The 12,178-nt window shown below is 65.2% G+C and carries 10 protein-coding genes and 2 pseudogenes; 6 read left to right on the forward strand and 6 right to left on the reverse strand.

The features are described from left to right. The first annotated feature begins 6 nt into the window (after positions 1–6). Positions 7–2,196, forward strand: a complete 2,190-nt coding sequence (locus BLR85_RS19565) for a ferredoxin (protein WP_093161120.1) — start codon at positions 7–9, stop codon at positions 2,194–2,196. 147 nt (positions 2,197–2,343) lie between these two features. On the opposite strand, the gene BLR85_RS19570 is transcribed toward BLR85_RS19565, so the two are convergent. The 3 genes from BLR85_RS19570 to cdd are packed head-to-tail and all read right to left on the reverse strand — an operon-like array spanning position 2,344 to position 5,288. Beyond that, the gene (locus BLR85_RS19570) at positions 2,344–3,573 is read right to left on the reverse strand and encodes a phosphopentomutase (RefSeq protein WP_093161123.1); all 1,230 of its coding nucleotides are present in this window, start codon (positions 3,571–3,573) and stop codon (positions 2,344–2,346) included. Then, complete coding sequence (locus tag BLR85_RS19575) at positions 3,570–4,880, reverse strand: thymidine phosphorylase (RefSeq protein WP_093161126.1); 1,311 nt, start codon at positions 4,878–4,880, stop codon at positions 3,570–3,572. Before BLR85_RS19575 ends, BLR85_RS19570 begins: the two co-directional genes overlap by 4 nt. 3 nt (positions 4,881–4,883) lie before the next feature. After that, a complete protein-coding gene (cdd, locus tag BLR85_RS19580) occupies positions 4,884–5,288 on the reverse strand; it encodes a cytidine deaminase (protein ID WP_170844655.1) in 405 nt (134 codons plus the stop codon). A gap of 332 nt (positions 5,289–5,620) precedes the next feature. Here cdd and BLR85_RS19585 point away from each other — a divergent pair, with 332 nt between their 5' ends. From BLR85_RS19585 to BLR85_RS30530, 3 genes and pseudogenes are all read left to right on the forward strand, one after another. Continuing rightward, positions 5,621–7,513, forward strand: coding sequence for a propionyl-CoA synthetase (locus BLR85_RS19585; RefSeq protein ID WP_093161132.1), 1,893 nt, complete (start codon positions 5,621–5,623; stop codon positions 7,511–7,513). Between the two features lie 1,002 nt (positions 7,514–8,515). Further along, positions 8,516–8,827 (forward strand): annotated as a pseudogene (locus BLR85_RS30525) (response regulator); the annotation flags it as partial. A 121-nt stretch (positions 8,828–8,948) separates the two neighbouring features. Next, a pseudogene (locus tag BLR85_RS30530) lies at positions 8,949–9,044 on the forward strand (hypothetical protein); the annotation flags it as partial. Positions 9,045–9,168: 124 nt separating this feature from the next. On the opposite strand, the gene BLR85_RS29955 reads toward BLR85_RS30530, so the two are convergent. Continuing rightward, the gene (locus tag BLR85_RS29955; protein WP_244520797.1) at positions 9,169–9,324 is read right to left on the reverse strand and encodes a hypothetical protein; all 156 of its coding nucleotides are present in this window, start codon (positions 9,322–9,324) and stop codon (positions 9,169–9,171) included. On the opposite strand from BLR85_RS29955, the gene BLR85_RS30535 reads away from it, so the two are divergent. Further along, positions 9,265–9,537, forward strand: coding sequence for a helix-turn-helix domain-containing protein (locus BLR85_RS30535; protein WP_425284494.1), 273 nt, complete (start codon positions 9,265–9,267; stop codon positions 9,535–9,537). The two genes, BLR85_RS29955 and BLR85_RS30535, sit on opposite strands and share 60 nt — an antisense overlap. On the opposite strand, the gene BLR85_RS19605 is transcribed toward BLR85_RS30535, so the two are convergent. Beyond that, positions 9,437–10,198, reverse strand: coding sequence for an NAD kinase (locus tag BLR85_RS19605; RefSeq protein WP_093161144.1), 762 nt, complete (start codon positions 10,196–10,198; stop codon positions 9,437–9,439). The genes BLR85_RS30535 and BLR85_RS19605 overlap by 101 nt on opposite strands. A gap of 201 nt (positions 10,199–10,399) precedes the next feature. Between BLR85_RS19605 and glyA the strand changes: the two genes are divergently transcribed. Beyond that, positions 10,400–11,686: a serine hydroxymethyltransferase gene (glyA, locus tag BLR85_RS19610; protein ID WP_093161156.1), complete on the forward strand. Its 1,287-nt coding sequence runs from the start codon at positions 10,400–10,402 to the stop codon at positions 11,684–11,686. 170 nt (positions 11,687–11,856) lie between these two features. On the opposite strand, the gene BLR85_RS19615 is transcribed toward glyA, so the two are convergent. Beyond that, positions 11,857–12,178 (reverse strand): transposase (locus BLR85_RS19615; protein WP_139188468.1); only part of this gene is annotated, 322 nt, incomplete at its 5' end.

Below are 12,178 nucleotides of genomic sequence, written 5' to 3' on the forward strand. Positions count from 1 at the left end.
CGAGCCATGAAACACGGAAAAATCGTTGCGAACCCTGCCGCACATGCGCCCGTCACCAAGACGCTGCGCCCGGCACTTTTCGCCCGCTATGCGGATCTGGCGAATCTGCGCCATGACTACCCGCTGGTGCTGGTCGATTTCGGCGAGGGGCGGCCGCTGGTGCGCCCGCTCAGCCGCATCATCGACGGAACGCTGCGGCTGGTGGCGCCGAAGGACCTCACAGGCGAGGCCATGCGCCAGCAGTTGTTGCAGCTGGAGGCGGATATTCGCCGCCGGGTGCTCGCCGGCGAGGAAGCCCGCCTGTCGGATTTCTGGCGCGATTGCACGGCCGAGATGATCCGCGCGAAGGGAGAAGGCCCGTTCGGCGGGCTGGACAACAATTTCGAGATCGCCCGCAAGCGCCTGCCCTATGACGGGCTGGTGATCGGCTGCAATGGCGAGACGCCGGCCAAGGTGCTGCGCCACGCCTGGAGCGCCAAGCAGGCTGCCAAGGCGCGGCGCTTCCGCCGGGTGGTGGACAGCCTGATCCTGCGTCTGTCGGATATCCTGAAATCCGACCACATGAAGTCGGACGAAGCGCATGGTGCCGAGGCGCTGGAAGCCGCCATGGGCGCCACCGCCGATGGTTCGATCGATTTCGGTGCGCTCTCGGCCGTGCTGGAACGCGCGCGGCCGGAGGACCGGCTGCCGGTCGACCGGGTTGCCCGAATCCGCGACGCGTTGCAGGTGCTCAAGGGTCAGCCCTTCTACGGGCCGGGGCGGGCCTCAGACACCACGCCCTGCAAGCGCGACCCCTATAACTACACGTTCGATACCTGTTCGGCGGCGCTTGATGCCTATCGGGACCGGTTGCCGGATGTTCTCGCCTTCACCAAGGCGCTGACGGTGGCGGAGCTGGAGGTCGAGAACAAGTACCGTCCGGAGTTGCATGACCAGATCCTTGCGCGGTTCGACGAAAGCGACATGTCGGCCGAGCAGATCAACATGCTGCCTTCGGCGCTGGTCTGTCTGCGGGACGGCGAGACGGTTTCGGCCGAGACCGCCCGCAGCTTCGAGGCGCTGGCCTGCGGGCTGCCGATCACGGTGCTTGTTCAGGTCGACGACCTGCTTGGGCCGACCTCGCCCGAGCCGCCGGTCAACAGCTTCGGTGCAGGCACCGCGCGGCTTGCGGCAATGGCGATGGGGCTGAACAACGCCTTCGTCTGCCAGACCTCAAGCGCGCATATCAACCGCATGATCGACGGGCTGGAACGCGGGATGCGCTACGAGGGGCCGGCGCTCTTCAGCATCTATTCCGGCGCCACTCCGAACGTTCCCGATGTCGAGCCCTATATCCTCTCGGCGGCGGCAACCGAGGCGCGGGCCTTCCCCAGCTTCACCTACGATCCCTCCGCGGGATCGGACTGGGCATCGCGTTTCAGCCTCGCGGGCAACCCGGAGGCGGAGAAGGACTGGCCGGTTCACGAGGTGGTCTACGAGAATGCGAAAGGGGAGCGGCAGACGGAGACGCTCGCATTCACCTTTGCCGATTTCGCGATCTGCGACTCGCGCTACACCCGCTTCTGCCATCTCTCGGATGCCTGCGAAGACGCGTTGGACCGGGTCTCGGCGGCGGAATGGCTCACCTGCGTGCCGGACACGGACCCGACGCGGAGCCCCTGCGTTCGGGTGATCGACCCGGAGAACCAGCTCTTCAGCGTGGTGGTCGACACCAAGATCGCCGAAGCTGCGAGCCGCTGCATCGATGCATGGCGGCGGCTGCAGGAACTGGCCGGGATCAACAACTCGCATTCGCGCAGGGCGCTGGCCGAAGAACGCCTGAAGCGCGAAGCGACTTCCACGCAGCAGGCGGCGGCACCGGCGGCGAAGGCTGTCGAGGCGGATGCGAAACCGGTCGAAAAACCCGCGGTTCCGGAACCGGCAGCGCCGGTCGAAAGCGCGACCTCCGATGGCGCGGCCTGGATCGAGACGCCGCGCTGCACGACCTGCAATGAATGCGTTCAGACGAATGACAAGCTCTTCGCCTATAACGAGAACATGCAGGCCTATGTGGCGGACCCCGATGGCGGGACTTATCGCCAACTCGTGGAAGCGGCCGAGAGCTGCCAGGTTTCGATTATCCATCCGGGCCTGCCGCGGAACCCGGACGAGCCGGACTTGCCGGAGTTGATCGAGCGGGCGGCCGCGTTCAACTGAGCCGAGACGCCACGGTCGCGCGGCCATAGCCGCGCGGCATTCCCTGATCTGGTGACGGGGGGCTTTGCCCCCCACGCACTTGCGGGCGTTTCCCCCAGGATATTTTGGGAAAGAGGAAGGATGCCGTGTCGTTCCCGTACGCGCGCGTTACGCGGTTGACCGGGGAGGCAGGAAATTCCTGCCCGGTCCACGGGCGGCGATGCCGAGATGGGCGGCGATGGAGGCCGCGACATCCGCGAAGGCGACATTGCCCAAGCTCCCCTGCCCTGCCCCGTGCACCAGAACCGGAACCCGTTCCCTCGTGTGATCAGTGCCGTGCCAGGTCGGGTCGTTTCCGTGATCGGCGGTCAGCACCATCAGGTCGCCCGGCTGTAGGCCTACGAGGATCTTGCCGATTTCCGCGTCGAACCATTCGAGCGCGCGGGCGTAGCCGGAAACGTTCCGCCGGTGGCCGTAAAGGCTGTCGAATTCAACGAAATTGGCGAAAGTCAGACTGCCTTCCGGCGCTTCGGACAGGTAATAGTCGAGATGCGTCATGAGTTGCGCGTCCGGCCCCGTGCGGACCTCGTCGATGCCTTTCATGGAGAAGATGTCCCCGATCTTGCCCACGGCAAGCACCTTGCCGCCGGCCTCCTGCACCCAGTCGCAAAGCGTCGGTTCCGGTGGGGAGATAGCGTAGTCGTGCCGGTTCGAGGTGCGGGTGAAGCCCGCCTCGGGCGAGCCGACGAAGGGGCGCGAGATGACGCGGCCGACCTTCATCTCGTGCAGCATCGGTGCGAGGCGCTTGCAGAGGTCCTGCAGCCGCTGCTCGCCGAAGGTTTCCTCATGGGCAGCGATCTGGAACACGCTGTCGGCGGAGGTGTAGCAGATCGGCCAGCCGGTCTTCATATGTTCCGCGCCCAACCGCGAGATGATCTCCGTGCCGCTGGCGTGGCAATTGCCGAGGGTCGCGGGCGTTTCGGCCAGCTCGCAGACGGCGCGGGTTATCGCCTCGGGAAAAGTCGGTTCCTGCTTGGGGAAATAGTGCCAATCCCACGGCACCGGCACGCCGGCCAGTTCCCAATGGCCCGAAGGCGTGTCCTTTCCGGGGGAGGTTTCCTCGGCTGCACCATAGCGGCCCTGTGGCATGGCTCCGAGGTTGGGCGCGGCCTCGCCACCGCCGAGCTTGACGGCTTCGCCCAGCCCAAGCGCATCGAGATTGGGCAGTTTCAGCGGCCCGCTGCGCCCCTCCTCGGCCCGGCCCTCGGCACAGGCCTGCGCGATATGGAGGAGCGTGTTGGCGCCGGTATCGGGCACACCGTCGTTGAAGAAACGATCCGCATCCGGCGCGCCGCCGCAGCCGACCGAGTCCATCACCACCAGGAATGCACGAGTCATGAGGTAATCCTTTCATGGATAAGCTCGGGGGCCGGGGCGCCATCCCGCGTGATCCGGTAGGCAGCGCGGATTGCCTTGGCCGCAGCTTCCGCGGCCCCTTCGGTGGCGGCATGGACCTGCGCCAGCGGTTGCTTGCTAGAGACCGCCGTGCCGATCCCCGCCAGCCGGTCGAAGCCGACCGAGGGGTCGAGCCGATCGCCTTCCCTGAGCCGTCCGCCGCCGAGCAGGACAACCGCCATGCCCACGGCCTCGGTATCGACCGTTTCCACCACGCCGTCGGTGTCGGGGAAGATGTCGCGCACCACCGGGGCCACTGGGAGATGCCGGCGCCAGGCGCCGACGAAATCGGCCGGCCCGCCAAGCGCGTGGATCATGCGCTCGAAGGTTTCCGCCGCCTCACCCGAGCGCAGCACAGCTTCGATGCGTCCGCGCCCGTCTGCTTCGTCGGGCGCGATGCCGCAAAGCGCCAGGAGCTCGCCGCCAAGCGCCACGGTCAGATCCCAGAGAGGGGTGGCCACGGCCTCGCCGGTCAGCGTTTTCATCGACTCGGCCACTTCCAGCGCGTTGCCGGCGGTTTCGACCAGCGGCTCGCCCATTTCGGTGATCAGGGCCGAGGCGCGGCAGCCCGCGCCCTCTGCCGTGTCGACGAGCGAGTGCGCCAGGGCCCGCGCTTCGACAATATCCTTCATGAAGGCGCCCGAGCCCATCTTGACGTCGAGCACCAGCGCGTCGAGCCCGGCGGCGAGCTTCTTGGACAGGATCGAGGCGGTGATCAGATCGATGCTCTCCACCGTGCCGGTCACGTCTCGGATCGCGTAGAGCCGCTTGTCGGCCGGGGCGATATTGGCCGAAGCGCCGACGATGGCGCAGCCGACCGATCCCACGATCTCGCGCAGCCGAACCTCGGAGACCTCCGCCGTATAGCCGGGGATCGCCTCCAGCTTGTCCAAAGTGCCCCCCGTATGGCCAAGCCCGCGCCCCGAGATCATCGGAACATAGGCGCCGCAGGCCGCGAGCGCCGGGGCGAGCGGCAGCGACACGCAGTCCCCCACGCCGCCGGTGGAATGCTTGTCGACGACGGGGCCGTGCATCGCCCAGTCCAGCACCTTGCCGCTGTCGCGCATCGCCAGTGTCAGCGCCACCCGCGCCTCCTCGCCGAGCGGATCGCGGCAGACTCCCATGGCGAAGGCGCCAGCCTGGGCATCTGTCACCTCGCCCGAACCGATGGCCGCCCCGAACCACGCCATTTCCTCGGCCGTCGGCTGCTCGCCGAGGCGCAGCGTCGCCAGAATGCGTTTTGCTTCCATGGGTTATGCCTTTTCCATATGTTCGGCGCCAAAGGCTCCGGGCAGCAGTTCGGAGACGGTCATGGTCAGCGTCGCGCCATCCGTCGTGGCCATGGTGACCCTGACGTCGCCATTCACCGCGAATTCCCGCAGCTTCTGGCGGCAGCCGCCGCAGGGGGGGACCGGCGCCGGGCTGTCAGCGATCACCGCCACTTCCGCGATGGCATATTCGCCCGCCGCGGCCATCGCCGCGATGGCTCCGGCCTCGGCGCAGGTTCCTTCGGGATAGGCGATGTTCTCGACATTGACGCCGGCATAGACCGTGCCGGATGGGGTACGCATGGCCGCGCCGACCTTGAAATTCGAGTAGGGGGCATAAGCGTTTTCGCGGATGGCCCGCGCGGCCGCAATCAGGGGGGTATCAGACATGGGGACCTCCGTTTGCGCCAGTGTGTTCGGCAAGGGCCGATGATGCAAGAAAGGAACGGCCCGCATGCGCGCGCAGGGTCGCACAGGCTGTTACCGGTAGGACGGGGGGCTGTCTGCCCCCCGGCGCCCGCCGGGCACTACCCCCGAGGATATTTCGGGAAAGAGGAAGTATGGAACGGGCTTCGCGCCGCCCTGACGCTGCACTGCGGCATCATGCCTCGGCACTGCAGCATCCGTTAGCGCCGAAAACGCGACGAAGTGCCCGCGCAACAGACTTGCGCGAAACCGCCCCATTTGCGTAACTCTCGCAAAGTTTTGCAGGGAGAGAACTCATGGGATATTCCGACATCTATGGCGCCTGGAAAGAGGATCCGGAGGCGTTCTGGATGAAGGCGGCCGAGGCGGTGGACTGGTTCCAGCCGCCGTCGAAGGCGCTCTTCGATGACAAGGCCCCGATGTATGAGTGGTTCTCGGATGCGCTGGTCAACACCTGCTACAACGCGGTGGACCGCCATGTGGAAGCCGGGCGCGGCGACAATCTTGCGATCATGCATGAGAGCCCGATCACCCATTCGACCAAGGGCATCACCTATTCCGAGCTGCGCGACCGCGTGGCCACGCTCGCCGGTGCGCTCAAGATGCGCGGCGTTGAGAAGGGCGACCGGGTGATCATCTACATGCCGATGGTGCCCGAGGCGCTGGAGGCGATGCTGGCCTGTGCCCGGATCGGCGCGGTGCATTCCGTGGTTTTCGGTGGCTTCGCGGCCCATGAGTTGGCGGTGCGGATCGACGACGCCAAGCCCAAGGCGATCATCGCGGCCTCCTGTGGTCTGGAGCCGGGCCGGGTTGTCCACTACAAGCCGCTGCTGGACAACGCCATCGAGGCGGCCGAGCACAAGCCGGAATTCTGCGTCGTCTTCCAGCGCGAGCAGGAAGTGGCGAAGTTGATCGACGGGCGCGATTTCGACTGGCATGCCTTCCAGTATGGCGTGAAGCCGGTGGATTGCCTGCCCGTCGAGGGCAACCACCCGGCCTATGTCCTCTATACCTCCGGCACCACCGGCCAGCCCAAGGGGGTCGTGCGCTCCACGGCCGGCCATATCGTGGCGCTGCAATGGTCGATGGAGAACATCTACAATGTCGGACCGGGCGAGCGTTTCTGGGCGGCCTCCGATGTCGGCTGGGTCGTGGGCCATTCCTATATCTGCTACGGCCCGCTGCTCGCAGGCGCCGAGACGCTGGTTTTCGAAGGCAAGCCGATCGGCACGCCGCATGCCGGCGTCTTCTGGAAGATCATCCAGAACCACCGCGTGAAGAGCTTCTTTACCGCGCCGACCGCGCTGCGCGCCATCAAGCGCGAGGACCCGAATGGTGAATGGGTCAAGCGCTACAAGCTGCATGACCTGCAGGCACTGTTCCTGGCCGGCGAACGGGCCGATCCGGACACGGTGAAATGGGCACAGGAGCATCTCGGCGTGCCGGTGGTCGACCACTGGTGGCAGACCGAGACCGGCTGGGCGATTGCCGCCAACCCGATCGGGATCGAGGAGCTTCCGACCAAGCTTGGCTCGCCGTCGGTGCCGATGCCGGGTTACGAGGTGCATATCCTCGACGAGGGGGGCCACGAGGTGGAAGGCGCCGGCACGATGGGCGCCATCGCCATCAAACTGCCGCTGCCGCCGGGCACATTGCAAACGCTGTGGAATGCCGAGGAACGCTACAAGAAATCCTACCTGGAGCATTTCCCCGGCTACTACGAGACGGGCGATGCCGGCTACAAGGACGAGGACGGGTACCTCTATATCATGTCGCGCACCGATGACGTCATCAACGTCGCCGGTCACCGCCTTTCGACGGGCGCCATGGAAGAGGTGCTGGCCGAGCATCCCGATGTCGCCGAATGCGCCGTCATCGGCGTGGCCGATGCACTCAAGGGCCAGCTTCCCTTCGGCTTCCTCTGCCTCAACGCTTCGCATGAGCGTTCGCCCGAAGAGGTGATCGCCGAATGTGTTGGCATGGTTCGCCACGAGATCGGGCCGGTTGCCGCCTTCAAGCTCGCCGTTGTCGTCGACCGTTTGCCGAAGACTCGTTCGGGCAAGATCCTGCGCGGAACGATGCAGAAGATCGCCGATAGCGAGGAGTACAAGATGCCCGCCACGATCGACGATCCGGCAATTCTCGACGAGATAACCGAGGCGCTGAAAGCGGCAGGTTACGCTAAGTAACTCTCTCCCTTGAAATCAGAAAACACATTCCGTCCGACCTCGCGCCGGACGGATTGTCTCAACTGCTTCGATACGACTTGTTTCAAAGGCATGCAGGGTGCAAGGCGCTAGCCGAGCCTTGTAAAATGTTGAGACCTGTGACGTGCCGACACTCCCGGCGCCATCTGGAGATGGATCGAGCCAAGGCAGGGATCCGGATCTCGCTGGTCCCGGGTGCATAGCGGGCGCCAGGCTGCTTGTCTTTTCGAGGAATGCGCACGCAACCCTGACGCTCGTGCAGATTCTCAACCATCTTGGTGCGTCGGTCGAGATGGCGACTAGGCAAGGACCCACGCCCGATCCGCGGGCAGTTCGAAACCACGACGTTATCCTGATCGACGTGGATAACGAAGCCGGGCTCGAAACCCTTTCCGAATACGCCGCCTGCCCCGGTTTGCCGCCGATCCTGGCGCTCTGCTCCAACATGACAAAGCGGGACGAACGGCACCTGCGGGATCTGGGTGCAGACGCGGTACAGTCGAAACCGATCATGGCGATCGAAACCCTTGCCGCTCCCCTAGCGCAGTTGTTGGCCTCCCGGGAGCACGATAGCGTTGCACCAGCGTCGAAAGCCGCGGGTAAAGCGCGGGAGGCTTCCGGGTCTGGCTGCAGGTTGCAATCACTCATCCGCATCGCCGGGTCGGACCAGGCGGTTTGCCTGCTCGACGAGATGCATTCAGATCTCCAGCGTGCCTTGAAGGCCGTCCAGGTCTCCGTAAAGGCGTTCGACCTTGCCCGTGTTCGGGCGGAGACCCACATCCTGATCGCGCTGACAGGTGCCGCGGGGGCAGACCGCCTCCAGCTGCTCTCGGAGGCTTTGAACCGCGGCCCGGGATGCCGACAAGGATCGGATCGGCGCTCTTGCCGCGCAACTGGAAACCGGCCTTTCAGAGCTTCTCTCGGAAATCCTGCGCGAAAGGAGCCAGCTGACGGGCAAGAGCGGCACATGAACGAATCCTCCTCATCGAAGATACCGCGGCGCTCCGCAGCATCTACGAAGCCGTTCTGCACAATGCCGGCCTGAAGACGATTCCGGCGGAGACCGCAGCCGACGGACTGGCCCTGTTCCGCGAGTTGCTGCCCGACATCCTCGTGTTGGACCTCGGGTTGCCGGACGGGGACGGATCGGCGCTGATGGCCAATTGCCTGCGTCTTGCCCCACGCTGCAGGGTGAGTGTCGTGACGGCGAACCGGTCCGTCCCCATCGCGGTCGAGGCCATGCGCAAGGGGGCGTTCAACTTCCTCCTTAAACCGTTCGGTGCCGAGCAATTTCTCGAAGCCATCCGCAACGCGCAGGCGGATATCGGCGCACCGCCAACGCCATTTCCGGAAGACGCGAACGATCCGGGTGGGGTCTGTGGCTTCATCGGCAATTCTCGGGCGATGCAAAAGGTCTATGAACGCATCCGTTCGGCCGCGCGCCGAGACGCCTTTCATCCGGTTTCGCTGCGGCGCCATCGCGCCCAAGCGGCGGGAAGCGGAACTGTTTGGCTTTCGGCAAGGTGCCTGTGTCGGCGCCCTGAGCAGCCAAGTCGGCGCGGCAAGTGCGGCAGGTCGTCAGCGCGATCCAGAACATCGCAGTGTTGCAGGATGGCGAGTTGGTGACGCCCGATATGCTACCGCAGGAACAGGGTTTCGGCCCCCTTTCCGACCGCCCGACGGAAGCGGCGAATGCGCGGGCCGTCAGCGTCGCCGGTCGGTTGGAGGATCTCGTGGGCCTGACCTTTGCCGAAATCGAGCGCCGGGTTCTGACGGCGTGCGTCGCCCGTCATGGCGGTTCCTTCGCGCAGGCCGCCAGCGAACTCGCTATCTCTCCTTCGACGATCTATCGCAAGCGCGCGGGCTGGGAGCCCGACAGGCAGGACGGATCCGGCCCGCGCCCCCTCAGACGAACTGTTCCCGGATCAACCGCTCTTCCAGCCCGTGCCCGGGATCGAACAGGATCCGGTGGCGCAACCCCGGCTCGCTACGGATCAGGACCGTGACAACATTCCGGACCGCGGAACGGCTGTCGGCTTCGGCCATTACCGGGCGTTTCTCGGGCTGCAATACGTCGAAACGCACTTCGGAGGTTGAAGGCAGCAAGGCCCCGCGCCAGCGCCGGGGGCGAAAGGCCGACATCGCCGTCAGCGCAAGGACCTCCGAGCCGATGGGGACGATCGGGCCGTGCGCGGAATAGTTGTAAGCGGTCGAGCCCGCCGGGGTGGACACCAGCGCGCCATCTGCCACGAGTTCCTCCATCCGCACCCGGCCATCGACCGAGATGCGCAGCTTGGCCACCTGCGGACCGGCGCGGATGAGCGACACTTCGTTGATCGCCAGAGCGTCGTGCATTTCACCATCAGCGGTGATCGCACGCATGGCCAGGGGGGTGATGACCTCTTCTTCGGCGGTCTCCAGCCGGTCGGTCAGCCCCTCGGGCTGGTACTCGTTCATCAGGAAGCCGACCGTACCCCGGTTCATCCCGTAGACCGGCGTGTCGAGATGCTGCGTGTCATGCAGCGTGTGCAGCATGAACCCATCCCCCCCGAGAGCGACGATGTAATCCGCCTCTTCCGGCGGCACCTGCCCATAGATGTCGACCAGTTCCGCCAGCGCCTCCTCGGCCACATCGGCCCGGCTGGCCGTGAAAGCAATTCTGCTCATCCTTTTCCGGGCCCTCCCGCGGCGCGACGATGGTTTCGCAAACGTCATCCCCCGCCGCCATAGGAAACGCAAGCCTCGCATATTGACGCGCAAGCGGGCAAAGAGGCGGGATCTCGGCTTTTGTCTTTTGCAATGTTGAGCTACATCCCCGGCAAAGCAATCATGCGGCCCGCTCCGGGCCCGCGCCACAAGGGAACCGCCATGACACAGGATACCGGCTTTTTCACCGAGGCCCTCGCCTCCCGCGACCCCGAGATCGCGGAAACCATCCGCCTCGAACTCGGCCGCCAGCGGGACGAGATCGAACTGATCGCGTCGGAGAACATCGTCAGCCGCGCCGTCCTTGAGGCGCAGGGCTCGGTCATGACCAACAAATACGCCGAAGGGTATCCGGGCCGGCGTTACTATGGCGGCTGCCATTTCGTCGATATCGCCGAGAACCTCGCCATCGAACGCGCCAAGCAGCTTTTCGACTGTGAATTCGCCAATGTGCAGCCGAACTCGGGTAGCCAGATGAACCAGGCCGTGTTCCTGGCGCTGCTTGAGCCGGGCGACACCTTCATGGGGCTGGACCTCAATTCCGGCGGGCACCTGACCCACGGTTCGCCCGTGAACATGTCCGGCAAGTGGTTCAATGTCGTCTCCTACGGCGTGCGCAAGCAAGACAGCCTGCTCGACATGGAAGACATCCGCGCCAAGGCGCTGGAGCACAAGCCGAAGCTGATCGTCGCCGGCGGTACCGCCTATTCCCGCGTCTGGGACTGGGCCGCCTTCCGCGCCATCGCCGACGAGGTCGGTGCCTACCTGATGGTCGACATGGCCCATATCGCCGGTCTCGTGGCGGGCGGCGCCCACCCCTCGCCCCTGCCCCATTCCCATGTCGTGACCACCACGACGCATAAATCCCTGCGCGGTCCGCGCGGCGGCATGATCCTGACCAATCACGCCGATATCGCCAAGAAGGTGAACTCGGCCGTCTTCCCCGGCCTGCAGGGTGGCCCACTCATGCATGTGATCGCGGCCAAGGCCGTCGCTTTCGGCGAGGCGCTGCGCCCCGAGTTCAAGGATTACGCAGCCCGGGTCGTGGCCAATGCCCGCGCCATGGCGGACGAGCTTCTGAAGGGCGGCATCAACGTGGTTTCGGGCGGCACCGACAACCACTTGATGCTGGCGGACCTGCGTCCGAAGGGCGTCACCGGCAAGGCCACCGAGAAGGCGCTCGGCCGGGCCTTCATCACCTGCAACAAGAACGGCATCCCGTTCGACCCGGAAAAGCCCTTCGTCACCTCGGGCATCCGTCTCGGCACCCCGGCCGGCACCACCCGCGGCTTCGCCGAGGAAGAGTTCCGCGCCATCGCCCGGATGATCGTCGAGGTCGTTGATGGCCTGGCCGCCAATGGCGAAGAGGGCAACGGCGAGGTCGAAGAAAAGGTCAAGGCCGAGGCCAAGGCGCTCTGCGCCCGCTTCCCGCTCTACGAAGGCATGTGATCGGCCGCTCCATCATGGAAAGCAGGGCGCCCGGATCGGGCGCCCTGTTTTCGTTCAGACCGACAGCGATCAAACACGGGAAGCCGTTGGCCCGTTCCATATCCACCACAGGTCCCTCTGTTTTCAACCTCATTAACCTTAACCATTATTAAGGTTAAAGCACCCCGCCATTAACCTGAGACATATCCGGCAGCCTTGAAGTAGCTCCAGCATTCTTGCGGAGAATAGAGATCGCAGACCTGGGCGATGGCGCCGAACAATTCGGTGAAGGTGCGAGCGCCGATCCTGCGGAGGTGAGCCTTGAGCTTCGAGAACGCCATTTCGATGGGGTTGAGGTCGGGGCTATAGGGCGGCAGGAACAGGAACCAGCATCCGGCGTCTCGCATGGCCTTGGCCGCGGCGGCGCTCTTGTGTGTAGCGAGGTTGTCCAGAATGACCACCGTTCCCGGCGCAAGTTCCGGAACCAATACTCTTTCCACGTAGGCGGTGAAT

The organism is Aliiruegeria lutimaris (genome assembly GCF_900099935.1).
In the GTDB taxonomy this organism is placed as follows: Bacteria; Pseudomonadota; Alphaproteobacteria; order Rhodobacterales; family Rhodobacteraceae; genus Tropicimonas; species Tropicimonas lutimaris.